This window comes from Crossiella sp. SN42 (assembly GCF_023897065.1).
Lineage (GTDB): Bacteria > Actinomycetota > Actinomycetes > Mycobacteriales > Pseudonocardiaceae > Crossiella.
This window is the reverse complement of sequence record NZ_JAMHIV010000013.1, coordinates 78,270-94,344: the sequence shown is the minus strand read 5'-3', so window position 1 is coordinate 94,344 and position 16,075 is coordinate 78,270. Positions and strand designations below refer to the sequence as shown.

General features: G+C 71.4%; 14 protein-coding genes. 3 read left to right on the top strand and 11 right to left on the bottom strand.

Annotation, left to right across the window (positions count from 1 at the left end):
• Positions 1-176 precede the first annotated feature (176 nt).
• The 4 genes from M8C13_RS17100 to M8C13_RS17085 all read right to left on the bottom strand — a co-directional run bounded on the left by M8C13_RS17100 (position 177) and on the right by M8C13_RS17085 (position 6,552).
• Entirely contained in the window at positions 177-1,028 is an 852-nt protein-coding gene (locus tag M8C13_RS17100) for a glutamate ABC transporter substrate-binding protein (RefSeq protein WP_252481598.1), read from the bottom strand.
• Positions 1,029-1,256: 228 nt separating this feature from the next.
• On the bottom strand, positions 1,257-2,867 hold the full coding sequence (locus tag M8C13_RS17095; protein ID WP_308202809.1) for an alpha/beta hydrolase: 1,611 nt from the start codon (positions 2,865-2,867) through the stop codon (positions 1,257-1,259).
• Between the two features lie 318 nt (positions 2,868-3,185).
• Positions 3,186-5,018, bottom strand: coding sequence for a LamG-like jellyroll fold domain-containing protein (locus tag M8C13_RS17090; RefSeq protein WP_252481597.1), 1,833 nt, complete (start codon positions 5,016-5,018; stop codon positions 3,186-3,188).
• 82 nt (positions 5,019-5,100) lie between these two features.
• Positions 5,101-6,552, bottom strand: coding sequence for a PLP-dependent aminotransferase family protein (locus M8C13_RS17085; RefSeq protein ID WP_252481596.1), 1,452 nt, complete (start codon positions 6,550-6,552; stop codon positions 5,101-5,103).
• An 86-nt stretch (positions 6,553-6,638) separates the two neighbouring features.
• Between M8C13_RS17085 and M8C13_RS17080 the strand changes: the two genes are divergently transcribed.
• Positions 6,639-7,814 carry a PLP-dependent aspartate aminotransferase family protein gene (locus M8C13_RS17080; protein WP_252481595.1) on the top strand — a complete coding sequence of 392 codons (1,176 nt, stop codon included), beginning with the start codon at positions 6,639-6,641 and terminating at the stop codon, positions 7,812-7,814.
• Between the two features lie 162 nt (positions 7,815-7,976).
• Here M8C13_RS17080 and M8C13_RS17075 read toward each other — a convergent pair whose 3' ends face one another.
• Positions 7,977-8,597 carry a TetR/AcrR family transcriptional regulator gene (locus M8C13_RS17075; RefSeq protein ID WP_252481594.1) on the bottom strand — a complete coding sequence of 207 codons (621 nt, stop codon included), beginning with the start codon at positions 8,595-8,597 and terminating at the stop codon, positions 7,977-7,979.
• Positions 8,598-8,669: 72 nt separating this feature from the next.
• Between M8C13_RS17075 and mca the strand changes: the two genes are divergently transcribed.
• Together mca and M8C13_RS17065 are read left to right on the top strand one after the other, a co-directional pair.
• The gene (gene mca, locus M8C13_RS17070; RefSeq protein WP_252481593.1) at positions 8,670-9,521 is read left to right on the top strand and encodes a mycothiol conjugate amidase Mca; all 852 of its coding nucleotides are present in this window, start codon (positions 8,670-8,672) and stop codon (positions 9,519-9,521) included.
• A gap of 20 nt (positions 9,522-9,541) precedes the next feature.
• Positions 9,542-9,997, top strand: coding sequence for an SRPBCC family protein (locus tag M8C13_RS17065; RefSeq protein ID WP_252481592.1), 456 nt, complete (start codon positions 9,542-9,544; stop codon positions 9,995-9,997).
• On the opposite strand, the gene M8C13_RS17060 is transcribed toward M8C13_RS17065, so the two are convergent.
• The 6 genes from M8C13_RS17060 to egtA are packed head-to-tail and all read right to left on the bottom strand — an operon-like array spanning position 9,994 to position 15,756.
• Positions 9,994-10,917: a hypothetical protein gene (locus tag M8C13_RS17060; protein ID WP_252481737.1), complete on the bottom strand. Its 924-nt coding sequence runs from the start codon at positions 10,915-10,917 to the stop codon at positions 9,994-9,996. The two genes, M8C13_RS17065 and M8C13_RS17060, sit on opposite strands and share 4 nt — an antisense overlap.
• A 39-nt stretch (positions 10,918-10,956) precedes the next feature.
• Positions 10,957-11,427 (bottom strand): nitroreductase family deazaflavin-dependent oxidoreductase, encoded by a 471-nt coding sequence (locus tag M8C13_RS17055; protein WP_252481591.1) that lies wholly within the window; start codon positions 11,425-11,427, stop codon positions 10,957-10,959.
• A gap of 12 nt (positions 11,428-11,439) precedes the next feature.
• Complete coding sequence (gene egtD / locus M8C13_RS17050) at positions 11,440-12,414, bottom strand: L-histidine N(alpha)-methyltransferase (RefSeq protein ID WP_252481590.1); 975 nt, start codon at positions 12,412-12,414, stop codon at positions 11,440-11,442.
• On the bottom strand, positions 12,411-13,160 hold the full coding sequence (egtC, locus tag M8C13_RS17045) for an ergothioneine biosynthesis protein EgtC (protein WP_252481589.1): 750 nt from the start codon (positions 13,158-13,160) through the stop codon (positions 12,411-12,413). Before egtC ends, egtD begins: the two co-directional genes overlap by 4 nt.
• A gap of 2 nt (positions 13,161-13,162) precedes the next feature.
• Complete coding sequence (gene egtB / locus M8C13_RS17040; protein WP_252481588.1) at positions 13,163-14,509, bottom strand: ergothioneine biosynthesis protein EgtB; 1,347 nt, start codon at positions 14,507-14,509, stop codon at positions 13,163-13,165.
• Positions 14,506-15,756 (bottom strand): ergothioneine biosynthesis glutamate--cysteine ligase EgtA, encoded by a 1,251-nt coding sequence (gene egtA, locus M8C13_RS17035; RefSeq protein ID WP_252481587.1) that lies wholly within the window; start codon positions 15,754-15,756, stop codon positions 14,506-14,508. The genes egtB and egtA overlap by 4 nt, the downstream gene beginning before the upstream one ends.
• Positions 15,757-16,075 lie beyond the last annotated feature (319 nt).

Below are 16,075 nucleotides of genomic sequence, written 5' to 3'. Positions count from 1 at the left end.
CCCCGCGACCAGCCGCCGTCACGTGGCGTGGCCTTGGCGGCGGTTGCTGTGAGCGTCTGCTCGCGGGGATGTGGTTAGCAGTCTCCAGGCCGTACGGAGAAGACGAGAGACCCGCTTTGTGGGTTTTCAAACCCCGGCCGAAGCGTCCGCCGCCGCCTTGGCAGGCAGGAGCGCGCTCAGCGCTCGTTCACCTCCGGTGGCGTGGGCACCGGGTAGCCCGACGGGCCGACGTGCTTGTCCAGGGACTTCTTCCACTCCCCTGAGCTGATCATCTTCTCGATCGCGGAGTTGACCTTGCCCTTGCCCGAGACGTCGTCCTTGGCCAGGCCGATTCCGTACCGCTCCGGGTTGAACGGCTTGCCGACCACCTTCAGCAGCTCCGGGTTCTGCGCGGCGTACCCGGCCAGGATGACGTCGTCGGTGGTCACCGCGTCCACGTTGCCCAGCAGCAGCGCGCTGATGCACTCGGAGTAGCGGAAGTACTCCACCAGCTGGGTGCCCTTGGCGAAACGGTCCTTGATGGTCTGCGCCGAGGTCGTGTTCGGCACCGTGCACAGCTTTTTGCCGTTCAACGACTCGGGGCCGGTGATGTCGTTGGTGGTCATGCGCACCAGCAGTCCCTGCCCGGCGATGAAGTACGGCCCGGCGAAGGCGATCCTGGTCTTGCGGTCCTCGGTGATGGAGAAGGTGGTGACCACCAGGTCCACCGACCCGTCCATGATCGCCTTCTCCCGCTCGCCCGCCCTGCTCTCCTTCCAGGTGATGTTGTCGGCCTGCACGCCGAGCTCGCGGGCCACGTACTCGGCGACGTCGACGTCGAATCCTTCGATTTTGCCTTCCCCCACCCGCTCGGACAGGCCAGGCTGGTCGTAGGCGATACCGATGGTGAGCTTCTTGGTCTTGGCGGCCCGGTTGACCACCGAGGCGTCCCTGGTTTCCTCCGGCGCGGACCCGCACCCGGCGACCAGTGCCACCGCCAGTGCGGCGATCGCGGCCGCGCGGAGGCCGAGCCTGCCTGATCTGCGCATCTCCTTGTGTCCTCCCGCCCGTTTGTTGCAGGCGTGCAGTCTGGTCATGCGCGGGCAAAGGATTTCACCCCTCGTGACCGTTCCGATGCGGGCACGTTGCGCTGCGGCTACTCGACCGTCCGTTCTCCGAGATCATCCGAAACTCGCTGGCTGGAAGGCCTTCCAGTTGGGGAATCGACAACGGCCCCGCCCGGTGAACCGGACGGGGCCGCGTCGTGGACCAGCGGGTCAGGCGAAGGGCTGCGCGTTGGGCTGGCAGACGATCCCGTTCGCCGGGGCCTTCAACTCGGCCAGGTAGGCCGTGGTCAGGTCGTCCACGCACTTGGAGCGGCCCAGGATCGCGTGGCCGAAGGAGTCCACGCTGACCAGCCGCGCCGAGCCGAGCTGCTTGGCCATCCGCTGGGAGAACGAGTACGGGGTGGCCGGGTCGTAATAGTTCCCGATCACCACGATCGGGTGCTCGGTCTTCTTGTGCCACGGCCCGTCATAGCGGTCCGAACCACCCGGCCAGGTCGCGCACGGCACCGCGTCGAAGGCCTGGAACCGGCCGAAGGTGGGGAACTGGCGCTCCCAGATCTTCGCGATCACCGGGTAGGCGGCGGGCAGCCGCAGGTAGGGCTTGTCGATGCAGTTGACGCCGTAGAAGGAGTCGTCGCCGGTGTAGGGCGTGTCGGCCAGCGCGTCCAGGCTGTTCCTCGGCGTTTCCCTGGTCAGGAAGTCCGAGGGCGCTTCGGACCTGCCCCGGTCCAGGACGTCCACCGGGCTCATCGCGGCGTATGCCTGCTGCAGCGCCACCGCCAGCGGTGCGAAGCGGTCCGCGGCGTACATCGCGGTGCTCACGTTGCTGGTGAACGCGCTCAGCGTCAGCTTGGCGCCGGTGGGCAGGGTGATCGGCTCGCGCTGCAGCCGGGTGCGCAGCTCGTCGAACTTCTTCCGCGTGTCGCCCTCGCTGAAGGCGCACTTGGGCCCGGCCGCGGTGCAGCGCTTGAGGAAGCCGTCCAGGGCCAGCTCGAAGCCCTCGGCCCGCTGCCGGTCGGACTCCAGGCCGTCCCCGGTGCGCAGCTCGGGGTCGACGTTGCCGTCGATCACGATCGCCCTGGTCTTGCTGGGGAACATGTTGGCGTAGGTGGAGCCGATCAGCGTGCCGTAGGAGAAGCCGACGAAGGTCAGCTTGGCGTCGCCGACGGCCTGGCGCAGCACGTCCAGGTCCCTGGCCACGTTCTTGGTGGACATGTGCCGGAGCAGCGGACCGGCGTTCTTGGCGCACGCCGCGCTGTGGTCCTGGCCGGCCTGGACCGCGTCCCTGACCTCCTGCCGGGTGAACGGCACCGCGATCTGCCGGTCGCCGACCGCGTTGGCCTCCTCGGCGGTGGTGAAGCAGCGCAGCGGGCTGCTGCGGGCCACCCCGCGCGGGTCGAAGCCGACGATGTCGAAGCGCTTGAGCACCTCGGCGCCGTAGCGCCGGTCCGCGCGGATCGGCCCCAGGTAGCCGGAACCGCCCGGCCCGCCGGGGTTGATGAACATCGAGCCGATCCGGCGCGCCGGGTCATCGGCCAGCCGCCGCAGCAGCGCGATCTCCACCGAGCCGGTGGACGGCTTGCGGTAGTCGATCGGCACCTTGTAGGTGGCGCAGCCGAACCGGGTGCGGTCGGCCTGCGGGTCGTTGACGAACACCGCGTCCGGGCACGGCGCCCACTTCACCGACTCCAGCGCGAACCGCTCGGTGCTCTCCTGTTCGGGCGCCGCCGCGCCGGTGCCGGTCAGCGCGGTGGCCGCGACCACCGCCATCGCGGTCACCGCCCCCGCCCCGCGCAGCCATGGGAAACCCTGTCGGGCCACCGCGTACTCCTTAAGCTGGGTCGAACACAAGTTTGTGTCGAACCCTCACAGCTCGCCAGTGCAGCGGCAAGAGCAGGCATTTCACTGAATGCGGCCGAGCAGCGCCCCGGCGTCCCAGTCCAGCGTGCCGGCCGCCGGCTCGGCCAGCCGCGCCGCCAGCACCACCACCACGAACGCCAACGGGATCGTCGACCCGGCTGCTCGCGCCGGGTGACCGCGGCGGGCTCGGCTGGCTCAGCGGCGCGCTGCCGTGCACCGTGGCCGCCTGGGCCTGGATGATCGCCACCGGAGTCGCCCTGTGGCGGCGGGGCGAGTCCGTCAGCGCCCGGTCAGGAACTCCTCCCGGCGCAGCGGGCGGTCCACGATCCGCAGATCGCCCAGCCACCCCGTGAAGCTCTTCTCCACCTTCCGGTCATAGGCGTACGCGCCGACCAGCCAGCCGCCGACCGCCGCCGGGATGCCGACCGCCGGCGTGTCGGGGTTGCGCAGCACCGGCGCGCCGTCGACGTGCAACACGCTGCGCCGCCCGTCGTTGACCACCGCGACGTGCCACCAGTGCGCGCGCGGCAGCTCGTGCCCCCAGTTGGTGGACAGGCCCTCCTGGTTGCGCGGGAACACCGCCCACTGGAAGGCGGCCCCGTCGGAGAGGTTGAGCGTGGCCAGCGGTTCCCTCGGGTCGTCGCCGGTCTTGCCCGCGTCCGCGCCGGTGGCCACCGTGGTGAACAGGCCGCACCAGGCGTGCCGGTGGTCGAAGTCCTTGGGCAGCTTGACAAATGCCTCGATGGTGTAGCCGCGCGGGAAGGTCAGCTTGGTCAGCGGCGCGTCCGCGGCGGTGCGCAGGTAGCCGCCGCCGTGCATACGCAGGCTGCCGTGACCGGGCTGGTCGGGGTGGTGCTCCTCGCTGTGGCTGAGCGCGTCGGTCGGCGCGCCGGGCAAGGTGGCGCGGGTGAGGTGGTTGCCGTTGCCGGAGAGGTCGGCGAAGCGCTCGGCGTCCTCGAACCGCCAGTAGGCCACCGTGCCGGGGATGACCACCTCCGGCGCGGGCCGGGCCGGGCGCACCGGCGGCGGCGCGAACCGGCGGAACCGCTCGGTGAAGTCGATCTCCACGGTGAACCGGTCGGCCGCGCCGGTGCGGCGGATCTCCTGCTGCTCCAGCACGTTGAGCCGTTCCGGGCGACGCCGCAGCAGCCAGGGTGCGACGGTCTCCACGTCGATCACGTTGCGCGCCAGGTCGAAGTGGTAGAGCCGCAGCATCGCGCCGCCGCCGTAGTAGCGGTCCTGGTAGTTGGTGATGTGCAGGTGCACCTCGTTGCCGGCCTTGTTGCGCAGCGTGGTGCGGCCGGGTGGCCAGAAGTGGCCGTTGAGGGTCAGGAAGATCCGGTCCTCACCGGCGATCAGCTTGTCCCACATCTGTTTCCCGGCGGCGGAGAGCTCGGCCTCGCCGGTGCCGCCGTCGGCGTGCACCAACTCGTGCGTGGTGAGGATGACCGGCAGCCCGGGATGCTTGTCCAGCACCTGCCGGACCCAGGTGTAGCCGACCGCGGAGACCCGCCAGTCCAGCGCCAGCAGCAGCCACTCCCGGCCACCGGCGCGGAAGACGTGGTAGCTGTTGTAGCCGCCGGGCGAGGCGCCGCGGAAGGTCGGCGAGTGCTCGAACCGCTTGGGGCCGAAGGCATCCAGGTACGGGCTGCGGCCGCGCTGGTCGTCGGTGCGGGAGTTGATGTCGTGGTTGCCTGCCAGCACGCTGTACGGGAAGCGCTTGCGGTCCAGCACGCGGAAGGCCCGGTCGGCCTCGGCGACCTCGTCCGGCAGGCCGTTCTCGGTGACATCGCCCAGGTGCGCCAGGAACACGATGTTGTGCTCCCTGGCCTGGTCCAGCACGTGCTCGAAGGTGGCTTCCAGGGGTTCCCGGTCGCCGCGGTCGCGGTCGAAGAGGTACTGGGTGTCCGGCACCACGGCCAGGGTGAAGCGCGGGTTCTGCACGTCCGCCGGACGCGCCGCCGCGCCGGCGCCGTCCCCGCTGTGCCGCGCGTCGTCCTCGGGCGTGGCCTGCGCGCTCAGTCCCGCGCCGCCCAGCATGGTCGCGCTCATGCCGAGCAGTCCGGTGGTGCGCAGGAACGCGCGCCGGTTCGCCGAGAATCCGTCACTCATGAGCGGATGTTAGGAACATCAACATAGATGGGGACAAGCCCGAGTCGGAACAAGGGCCGAACGCAGGGTTAACTGACCCAGATCACACGACCATCGCATGCACCGCGGCCGGGCTGTGCCCCGTTCGCCGGAAGGCCCGCCAGGCCGCGGCCAACCGGGTGACGCTCTCGGTCAGCTGCTCCGGCGGGGCGGTGAACGGGATGCGCAGGTGGTCCGCACCGCTGCCGTCGGTGGCCAGCGCGTCCCCCGGCAGCACCGCGACCCCGTGCCGCAGCGCGACCTGCGCGTAGGCCGAGGCGTCGCAGCCGGGCAGCCGCACCCACAGGCACTGCCCGCCACCGGCGCGCCGGAACCGCCAGCCGGGCAGCTGCTCGGCCAGCTGGGCGCACAGGTGGTCGTGCCGGGCCCGCAGCTGCGCGCCGCGGCGGGCCGCGATCTCCGGCAGCGCGGGCAGCAGCTCGGCGGCGGCGAGCTGTTCCAGCACCGCGCTGCCCAGGTCGTGGATGGACTTGATCCGGGACAGCTGGGCGATCTGGCCCTCCGCGGCCCTGATCCAGCCCACCCGCATGCCGCCCCAGACCACCTTGCTCAGCGAGCCGACGGTGATCACCGCGCCGGGCGGGGCGAAGGAGGCGACGTTCGGCGGATCCTCGCTGCCGTCAAGGGAAAGCCCGGCCAGGATGTCGTCCTCGATCAGCGGCACGCCGTGCTCGGCGGCCACCTCGGCGATCCGGCGGCGGGCCAGCGTGGGCACGGTGGCGCCGGTCGGGTTGTGGTGGGTGGGGTTGAGGTAGGCCAGGCCGGGGCGGTCGGCGGCCACGGCGGCGGTCCACGCGGCCACGTCCAGGCCGTCCGGCCCGGTCGGCACGGAGCGGACCAGCGCGGCGGCCTCCCGGAACAGCTCCAGCGCGCCGGGATAGGTGGGGGCCTGCACCAGCACCTGGTCGCCGGGTTTCAGGAACAGCCGGGCGAGCAGCGCCAGCGCCTGCTGGCCGCCGGTGGTGACCAGGATCTGGCCGGGATCGGTGGGCAGGCCGCGGCTGGTGTGCCGCTCGGCGAGCGCGGCGCGCAGCGCGGGGTGGCCCAGCGGGTGGTAGCCGATGTCGCCGCTGTCCAGCTCGGGCAGCAGCGGCAGCGCGCGCTGGTAGGCCGCGGCCAGCTCCGGCGGCGGGCCGTGCGGGGCGGCGCAGGCCAGCGGCAGCACGTCGTCCAGCGGTTCCAGGTAGTTCAGGAACAGCGGGCTGGCCGGGGCGATCTGCGCGCCGCGCCAGCCGGAGAGCACCGCGGGCGCGACCCAGGTGCCCCGGCCCTGGTGCCGTTCCAACTTGCGTTCCTGGCGCAGCCGGTCGTAGGCGGCGACCACCGTGGTGCGGCCGACGGCGAGCCGCTCGGCCAGGGTGCGGTCCGGCGGCAGCGTGGCGCGCGGGGGCAGCTGGCCGGAGTCGATGAGCTGGCGCAGTCGCTCGGCCAGCAGCAGGTACAGCGGACCGCGCCCGGCCGACCAGCGGCCGAGTTGAGCGACGAGCCGGTCCACCGGCCACGGTATTGGCTCCATAGGCAAACCAATCTACCCGGGATTGGCGCTGTCCCCGCCCCTGTTGCCCGAGCAGGCTGAAACGCATGACGCCCACGCGCCCCGAGACCCGAGCCGTCCACATCACCGCCCCGGCGCTGCCGAACTCGCGCCCGATCAGCGTGCCGATCTACCAGGCGTCCAACTTCGCCTTCGACGACCCCGACGCGCTGGCCGCCGCACTGGACTCCCCGGAAACCGGCTTCGTCTACAGCCGCTACGCCAACCCGACCACCCGGGCCCTGGAGGAGACGGTCGCCGCGCTGGAGGGCGGGGTCGGCGCGGTGTCCACCGCCTCCGGCATGGGCGCGATCAACTCCGCCCTGCTCGGCCTGCTGCGCAGCGGGGACCACGTGATCGCGCAACGGTGCCTCTACGGCGGCACCTTCGCCACCCTGGCCGACCTGACCGCCCGCTTCGGCATCGAGGTCACCTACATCCCCGGCGACGACCCCGCCGAGGTGGCCACCGCGGTGCGCCCCAACACCCGCCTGCTGTACCTGGAGACCATCGCCAACCCGGTCACCAGGGTCATCGACCTGCCCGCCTTCCTGGCCGAGGGCAAGGCCGCGGGCCTGACCACCATCGTGGACAACACCTTCGCCACCCCGCTGCTGTGCCGGCCCCTCGCCCACGGCGCTGACATCGTGCTGCACTCGGCGACCAAGTACCTGGGCGGCCACAGCGACATCACCGGCGGCATCCTGGCCTTCGCCGACGAGGACCTGCACCGCAAGGTCTGGCACCACGCCATGGAACTGGGCGCGATGGCCGATCCCTTCGCTGCCTGGCTGACCATCCGCGGCATCCAGACCCTGCCGATCCGGATGCGCCAGCACTGCGCGAACGCCGCCGTGCTCGCCGAACGGCTCGCCGAGCACCCGGCGGTCACCGCGGTGCACTGGCCGGGATTGGTCTCACACCCGGACCACGAGGTGGCCACGCGGCTGCTGGCCGACTTCGGCGGGATGATCGCCTTCGAGCTGGCCGGCGGGCGGGAGGCCGGGCACGCGTTCAGCAAGGGCGTGCGGGTGGTGCAGCTGGCGGCCTCGCTGGGCGGGGTGGAGACCACGGTGCTGCACCCGGCCAGCACCTCGCACCGGCAGCTGAACGAGGAGGAGCTGGCGGCGGCGGGCATCGGGGCCGGGATGGTGCGGCTGTCAGTGGGGATCGAGCACGTCGAGGACCTGTGGTCGGACATCGAGCAGGCCCTGCCGCTGTGAGCCGCTAGGCGCTGATCCTTCCCACCAGGCTGGGTGTCCGGTGCTGGCGACCTCCACCGAGGGTCACCGGATGCCCGATGGGTGACGTTCCCGCGGCGGCGCACCGCCCGTCGCACTGCCCGGGAGCGTCACCCGCGCCGCGCCGTCACCCGCGCGGCAACCTCACTTGCGCGGCGCGAAGTCGCCGATCGACGGCCGGAGCAGCTCGAACACCGCTCGCCCCGTCACCAGCAGGCGTTCGGCGAGCTCGTCGTGGCTGACCCCGGCCTGGATGGCGCGGAAGGCGTCCTCGAACAGCACCCGGTGCGCGCTGGCCAGCTGTCCGGCCACGGCGCGGACCAGGAAGTCGTCGGCCGCGGTCTCCTCGGCGGCCAGGGTGGCGGCCAGCGCCTGCTCGCGGGCCTCGTGCAACTCGCGCAGGCGGGCCAGCAGGGTCGGCGAGTCGTTGATCATCCAGATGAAGGCCGGTTCGGCGAAGCCGAGCAGCGGGTCGTGACGCGGGATGGCGGCCAGGTACGCCGCGCGCAGAGCCGCCCAGGCCGTGACGCCCTTGGCCCTGGCCCGGACCGTGTTGGCCAGGCTGCCGGCCAGTTCGGCGTGGATGTCCAGGACCAGGTCTTCCTTGCGCGGGAAGTGGTTGGTCACGGTCATCTTGGCCACCTTGGCCACGGCGGCGACCTCGGCGATGGTGACCGCCTCGAAACCGCGCTCGATGAACAACCGGGTGGCCAGGTCCGAGATGGCCTGCCGGGTCTCCCGCTTCTTCTGCTCCCGCAGTCCCATGCGCGCAGCATACCTTAGGTCCGACCTACTAATAGGTTTGACCCATCTGTAGGTCCGACCTAAGTTTAGGTCATGCCCAACTTCCGCTTGCTGTCCGTGCACGCCCATCCCGACGATGAGTCCAGCAAGGGCGCGGCCACGCTGGCGCACTACGCGAGCCTGGGTGTGGAGATCCTGGTGGTCACCTGCACCGGCGGCGAACGCGGTGACTTGCTGAACCCGGCACTGGACCGTCCCGAGGTGCGCGCCGACCTGCCGGCGATCCGGCGCAGGGAGATGGCCGAGGCCGCCCGGATCCTGGGCGTCCGCCAGCACTTCCTCGGCTTCCCCGACTCCGGCCTGCCCGCCAACGGCGAAGAACTCCCCCAGGACTGCTTCGCCACCCGCCCGCTGACCGAGGTCACCGCGGCCCTGGTCCGCCAGTTCCGCGAGTTCCGCCCCCACGTGGTGCTCACCTACGACGAGACCGGCGGCTACCCACACCCCGACCACCTGCGCACCCACGAGGTCACCCTCGCCGCGCTGGCCGCCGCCCCCGTTGCGAACCAGTTCCCGGAAGCCGGAACCCCTTGGCAGCCCAGCAAGCTCTACTACCACGCCAGACTCAGCCGAGCCTGGTTCCAGACCCTGCACGAGGCCATCCTCGCCAGCGGCCGGGACTCGGCGATGGGCGAGGTGCTCGTCGAACTCCCACCCGAACCACCACACCCGATCACCACCAAGATCCACTGCCCCGAACACTTCGCCACCAGGGACCGCGCCCTGCGCGCCCACGCCACCCAGTCCGACCCGGCCCACCCGTTCTTCGCCCACCCCAGGGACCTGGAACGCGAGGTCTGGCCCACCGAGGACTACCACCTGGCCTGGTCCACGGTGCCGACGACCATCCCGGAGTCGGACCTGTTCGCCGGACTACGGGACTGAATCATGGGTAGCGTGGCTACATGCTCACCATCGAGGTCACCGAGACGATCGGCTGCACCCCGGACGAACTGCTGGAGTTCGTCATGGACGCCCGGCGCTACGCCGAGGTCGACCGCAAGATCCGCCCCGTGGTGTGGATGCGCCGCGACGGCGACCTGACCGAGTTCGCCTTCCGGCCCCGCCTGGCCGGCCTGCCGGTGCCGCCCACCGTGTCCCAGATGCGCCGCACCCCCGGCGAACGGGTCGACGTCCGCCTGGCACCCGCCCCCGCCAACCGGCTGACCCGGCTGTTCTCGGATTTCGACGCGAGCTTCGTGTGCACCCCGGTCGAGCGCGGGACCCGGCTGACGCGGACGCTGAACTTCCACTTCCGGCCATGGCTGCGCTGGCTGGAACCGGTGCTGCGCCGCAAGGTGACCGGCGAGGTGGCGGAGGAGGTCCGGCTGGCGAAGCGGTACCTGGAGGGCAGGGCCTAGCCGGGCGCGGGGGCGCGGTGCAGGGCGATGACGCAGGGGCGGTCGAAGCCGGCGCGGTCGATGTGCAGGGTGAAGCGGATGGTGCCGAGTGCGAGGACCGCGGTTGGCACCGCGGGGTCGGGGGTGGGGCGGGCGGACGCGGTGGACGCGCCGGTCGGCTGGGCTGAAGCGGTGGCGGGCTGGGCGGAAGTGGCGGTGGGCTGACCTGAAGCGGCGGTCGGCTGAGCTGGACTGGCGGTGGGCCGGGCAGGAACGGGGGTCGGCCAAGGAGGACCGGCGGTGCTCGGCGGGGGAGCGGCGGTCGACGGGGCGGGCGCGGCACCGGGGTGGGCGGAAGTGCTGGTCGGCTGACCGGGTGCGGCGATCGGCGGGGCGGACTTGGCACCGGACTGGGCGGAAGCACTGGTCAGCTGAGCTGGGCCGATGGTTGACCGGGCGGACTCAGCACCGGACTGAGTGGAAGCGCCGGTCGCCTGAGCTGGGCCGGTGATCGACCGAGCAGACCCAGCACCGGACTGAGCAGAAGCGCCGGTCGACTGAGCTGGGACGGGCGTCGACCGGGCGGACTCGGCTCCAGATTGGGTGGGCTCGGCACCCGGCCGCGCGGGAATGGCGGCGGTTCGGGTGGCATCAGTGGCGGGGCGGACGGTGCGGCCTTCGACGGTCAGCACTTCGACCGGCACATCGGGCGCGGCGGCCAGGTCAGCGGCCGGCCACTCCGGGCGGGGCGTCACGGGGCACAGTTGCGCGGCGAAGGCGAGTTCGTCGTAGTCGGTCATCGCCTCGGCGACCGCGGTGGCCACGTCCTCGATCGGGTTTCCCCTGCGCAGCAACGGGACCACCACCAGCGCGGCCGCCACCAGCACCCCCGCTCCCGCCAGCAGCCAGAGCTTGCGGGGCGGGGACGGGGGTGCGGCCACGGGGTGGAGTGGACCGTGGGTCGACCGGGAGGGGTCCCGCTACTTCTTCCGGAGCAGGAAGACGCGGATCTCCCGGTCGCCCGCGCGTTCGGCGTAGGTGTCGTAGGCGGGCCAGACCTTGACGATCTCGGACCAGACCTTGGCTCGCTCCTCGCCGGTGACCAGGCGGCCGGTCACCGGGAAACGCTTGGCGCGCAGGGTGATCTCGGCGTCGGGGTTCGCCAGCAGGTTTGCCGACCAGGCCGGGTGCTGCTGCTGGCCCCAGTTCGAGCCGGTGACGATGAACTCCTCGCCGTAGGGCACGAACAGCAGCGGCACCGACCTCGGCTGACCGCTCTTGCGGCCGGTGGTGGTCAGCAGCAGCGCGGGCAGGCCGAGCAGCTCGGACACGCTGATCTTGCCCTTGGTGCGCTGCTGGATCTTGACGTCCAGGGGGACCAGCTTGCGGCCGAGCTTGGCGAACCACTCCTGGCGGCCGAGCTTGACCGCCAGGTTGCGAACAAGATTCATGTTTAGACCCTATTACCCCTCCGCGCGGGCGAGCGAGACCCCGAACCTACCGGCCGGGTCGGTCCACCATTTGCGCAGGTCGAAGCCTGTCGCGGCGAGCTCGCGGCGGACACCGGACTGGCGGAACTTGGCCGAGACCTCGGTGCGCAGCTCCTCCCCCGCGTCGAACTTGACCTCCAGGCCCAGCTCCTCGACCCGCACGCTCATCGCCTTGGTGGCGCGCAGCCGCATCTCGATCCACTCCCAGTCCTCGTCCCACACCGCGACGTGCTCGAAGGCCTCCACCTCGAAGTCCGCCGCCAGCTCCCGGTTGAGCACCCGCAGCACGTTGCGGTTGAACTCCGCGGTCACGCCCTGACCGTCGTCGTAGGCCCGCACCAGCGTGTCCGGGTCCTTGACCAGGTCGGTGCCCAGCAGCAGCCACTCCCCCGGCTTGAGCGTGGCGCGCACACTGGCGAAGAACTCGGCGCGTTCGGCGGGCAGCAGGTTCCCGATGGTGCCGCCCAGGAAGGCGACCAGCCGCCTGCCGCCGACCGGGAGCCGTTCCAGGTGACGGGTGAAGTCGCCGACCACGCCGCGGATCTCCAGGCCCGGATAGTCCTCGGCCAGCGCCTGGGTGGACTGGACCAGGGCGGCGGCGGAGACGTCCAGCGGGATGAACCGGCGCAGGGAACCGTTGGCGCGCAAGGCGTCCAGCAGCAGGCGGGTCTTGGCCGAGGAGCCGGAGCCGAGCTCGACCATGGTCTCCGCGCCGGTGGTCGCGGCGATCTCGTCCGCGACCGCGGCCAGCACCTCGCGTTCGGCTCCGGTCGGGTAGTACTCGGGCAGCTCGGTGATCTGCTCGAACAGCTCGCTGCCGCGTTCGTCGTAGAACCACTTGGGCGGCAAAGTTTTCGGGTTGGCGGTCAGTCCACTGAGGACATCGGCGCGCAGCGCGGCGGCCGCGTCGTTCTCGGTCAGGTGGATGTCGAGCACGGGCAGGGTCATCGAAGATCCTCTAGGGGAGTCGTGTCCAGAGTGGACGGAGTGGCTACCACCAGGTGCCGGTCGGGGACCGGCTGCCAGTCGCGCTCATCAGAGGGTTCGGAGGCGACGATCACGGAACTTCCCGTGTGGCGCACGGACAGCGAGTGCCACCAGGTGGTGGCCACGATGCTCGTGCCGTCGGTCAGCAAGAGGTTGAGCCTGGAGTCCGGGGCGGCCTCCGCCACCATCCGGACCAGGTCGGCGACCGCGGCCGCGGCGGGTTCGCCCGCGCGCAGCCGGTTGCGCAGCACGGCCCACAGCAGGGCCGAGTCGGTCGCGGCGTCCAGGGTCATCAGGTCGGTCACCGGCAGCGCCCCGGCCAGCGCGGCCAGTGAGTGCGGCCAGCCGGTGACCCGGCCGTTGTGGCTGAACAGCCAGCGCCCGTCGGCGAACGGGGCACTGGCGGTCTCGGTCACCGGCATGCCGACGGTGGCCGAGCGGACCGCGGCCAGCACCGCGCCCGAGGACACCGCGCCCGCCCAGGAGGCGAACGAGGTGTCCGTCCACAGTGGACGGGCGCTGCGGTGCCGGACCGGGTCCGCGCCGGGCGCGGGGTACCAGCCGACGCCGTAGCCGTCGGCGTTGACCGTGCCGCCGCCGCGCATGTCCGCCGGCGCCCAGGACTGCCGCAGCAGCGAGTGCGCCGGGGTCAGCACCAGGTCGGCCAAGGGCATGGCGGGGCCGAGGTAAGCCAGATGGCGGCACACGCCTAGCGGTTCACTTCCCCTTGGCGGACATCGCGTGCGCACCTGAACCCGCTGAAGATCTGTCTGCGGATCGGGTGGTCCCAGTTGCGGAAGGTGCCGCGCACCGCGACCTGGTCGGTGCCGAAGCTGCCGCCGCGCAGCATCTTGTAGTCACCGCCGAAGAAGACCTCGGAGTACTCTCGGTAGGGGAAGGCGGCGAAACCGGGATAGGGCTTGAAGTCGCTGTCCACCCACTCCCAGACATCGCCGATCAGCTGCCGCACGCCCAGCGGGGAGGTCCCGGCCGGATAGGACCCGGCGGGCGCGGGTCGCAGGTGCCGCTGGCCGAGGTTGGCGTGCTCGGGACCGGGATCCTCATCGCCCCAGGGATAGCGGCGGGAGCGGCCGGTGGCCGGGTCGAAGCGGGCGGCCTTCTCCCACTCCGGCTCGGTCGGCAGCCGCTTGCCCGCCCAGGTGGCGTAGGCCTTGGCCTCGTGGAAACTGACGTGCAGCACGGGTTCGTTGTCCGGCAAGGTCTCCAGCACGCCGAAGCGGCGGCGCAGCCAGCCGTGGTGGCCGTCGGCGCGCCAGAACAGCGGGGCGGAGAGGTTCGCTCGCTGGCGGTGCGCCCAGCCCGCCTCGGTCCACCACCGCTGGTCGTCATAGCCGCCGTCGGCGATGAACTCGCGGTAGGCGCCGTTGGTGACCGGGGTGGTGTCCAGGAAGAACGGGTCCACGTGCACGGTGTGCGCCGGTCGTTCGTTGTCCAGCGCCCACGCCTCGGTGGAGGTGCCCATCTCGAAACGGCCGCCCGGGATGAGCACCTCGGCCGGTAGTTCGTCCACATCGGACGGTGGGTCCGGTGGTGGCGGGGCGTGCAGGGCGGCGGCGCCGACGCGGAGCTGGTGAGTGGCCAGCATGGTCTCGTCGTGCTGCTGCTCGTGCTGGGCGATCATGCCGAAAGCGAACGCGCCGTCGAGGAGCCGTCCGCCCTCCAGCGGTGAGGTGTCCAGCACGTCCAGCACCTTCTCCCGCACCTCGCGCACGTAGGTCCGGGCCTCGCGCGGGTTGAGCAGCGGGAGCTCCGGGCGGCCCGCGCGCGGGTGTTTGAAGGCGTCGTAGAGCTCGTCGATGTCGGAGCGGACCGGCTCGCGGCCGCCGACGTCGCGGACCAGCCAGAGCTCTTCCTGGTTGCCGATGTGCGCCAGGTCCCAGATCAGCGGGGACATCAGTTTGGAGTGCTGCTTGACCAGGTCGGACTCGTCGACGGCGTTGGTCAGGGTGGTGCTGCGGGCGCGGGCGCGCTGTAACGCCTCGCCGACGGATCCGCGTAGCTTCTCGATGGGCAGCTCGATCGGGTTGACGGTCATGCCAGCTCCTCGGCGGCGCCGACCGGAGCACGGCCGGCCAACAGGTATCCCACTGTCTCCTCGACCAGCGCCGCGGTGGCGGCTGGCAGCCCGAGCTCGGGCAACGCGCGCAGCGCCAGGTCGAAGACCTGTGGCGCCACCATGGCCAGCACCGGATCGGTCAGCCCGTGCCGTGCCGCCTCGTGCCAGCGGTCGGCGGCCGCGCTGACCGCGTCCAGCGCGCTGTCCACTGTGGACTCGCGGTGGAACAGGGCGAGCAGCAGCGCCACCGGGACCACCCATTCGCCGGTCGGCTGGGTGTCCAGGTAGCGGATCTCGAGATACCCGCGCGGGCGGACCGGCGGGAACATGGTGGTGAGGTGGTAGTCCAGGTCGTCGGTGGTCGGACGGCGGTCCAGCGCGCCGTCGGCCCACGCGCCGAAGGTCAGGCCCGGCGGGGCGTCCCAGCAGGTTCCCGGGCGCCGCAGGCAGATCACCGGCGTGTCCATCACCCGCCGCGCCCAGTCGCCGCCGGGATCCTCGCTGACCTCGCCCGCGCGGGTGCGGTTGGGGTCGGTGCCGAACAGGGCGCGCATCCGGGCCGAGGCCCAGCCGGTGCGGCGCCCGGCGAACTCGGCGGAGTTGGCGAAGGCCGCCAGCATCAGCGGTCCCAGCGCGTGTGCGGTGGCCCAGCGGGTGGCGACCCGGCCGGGTTCACCCGCGTCCACGCACACCTGGAGTCCGGCGGTGCTGCACATCATGGTCCGGCCGTCCGGGCCACGCCGGTTGAACGCGGACTCCATCGCCGCGTAGCGCGGGACCTGGAGCAGGCGGTTCGGTAGCCGGTGCGCGTCGATGCCGTGCTTGCCCAGCCGGAGACCGGCCGAGCGGAGCAGTTCGACGAGGTAGGCGATGTCGGCGGTGGCCACGGGCAGCAGGCCCGCCAGGCTCGGCGCCGGTTGGGTGGAGATCTCGACCTGGCCACCGGGTTCGACGGTGATCAGGGAGCCGTTCGGGAGCGGGTGGTGCGGGCTCTCCGGCGCCAGGAGGGGCGGCGCGTGGGTGCCCAGGGCGTTACGGAGCGTGTCGGTGGTGAGTGGGCGGCGAGGGTGGTCCGCGTGGTGCACGGTCCATTCCAGCTCGACGCCGACGAGGGCGGGTGGGCCGGTTTTGAAGCAGACAGAAGCGACATATGCCTCTGCTTCCGCTCGGTCGTGGAGCGGTTGGGCTTGCGGTTCGGCGAACGTTGTTGTATCGGACGACAGCACTTTTGATCACCCCTTGTGATCGACCGACATCCGAAGCTACACGGCGAAGGTGAACCTCGCACTCCGTCGATCTGGGGGGTTGGCTGTCTCACGTTGGGGTCGCTGGGTCGTCGCTGGGTTGCGGTGGATTTCTCGATTTGGTTTGGGGCCCCTAGGCCATCCCTGATTGGGCTTTCGGGGCAGGCGGTGAGGCCTGCCCAATCGCTGGGCTAGCTTATGGGATGGCCTTCCCCCAAACAAAATCAAGAAATCCACCGCCACGCTTTTGCGCATATTGCGCTGGCGGTTCTGGGGATCGCTGTTCGTGTTTCTACCTGCG

What these genes read in the sequence shown, in the direction of transcription:
- M8C13_RS17055 (WP_252481591.1), bottom strand. Translation starts at nt 11,427, where the DNA reads ATGAATCTTGTTCGCAACCTGGCGGTCAAGCTCGGCCGCCAGGAGTGG.
- egtD (WP_252481590.1), bottom strand. Translation starts at nt 12,414, where the DNA reads ATGACCCTGCCCGTGCTCGACATCCACCTGACCGAGAACGACGCGGCC.
- M8C13_RS17065 (WP_252481592.1), top strand. Translation starts at nt 9,542, where the DNA reads ATGCTCACCATCGAGGTCACCGAGACGATCGGCTGCACCCCGGACGAA.
- egtB (WP_252481588.1), bottom strand. Translation starts at nt 14,509, where the DNA reads ATGACCGTCAACCCGATCGAGCTGCCCATCGAGAAGCTACGCGGATCC.
- M8C13_RS17080 (WP_252481595.1), top strand. Translation starts at nt 6,639, where the DNA reads ATGACGCCCACGCGCCCCGAGACCCGAGCCGTCCACATCACCGCCCCG.
- M8C13_RS17075 (WP_252481594.1), bottom strand. Translation starts at nt 8,597, where the DNA reads ATGGGACTGCGGGAGCAGAAGAAGCGGGAGACCCGGCAGGCCATCTCG.
- mca (WP_252481593.1), top strand. Translation starts at nt 8,670, where the DNA reads ATGCCCAACTTCCGCTTGCTGTCCGTGCACGCCCATCCCGACGATGAG.
- M8C13_RS17090 (WP_252481597.1), bottom strand. Translation starts at nt 5,018, where the DNA reads ATGAGTGACGGATTCTCGGCGAACCGGCGCGCGTTCCTGCGCACCACC.
- M8C13_RS17100 (WP_252481598.1), bottom strand. Translation starts at nt 1,028, where the DNA reads ATGCGCAGATCAGGCAGGCTCGGCCTCCGCGCGGCCGCGATCGCCGCA.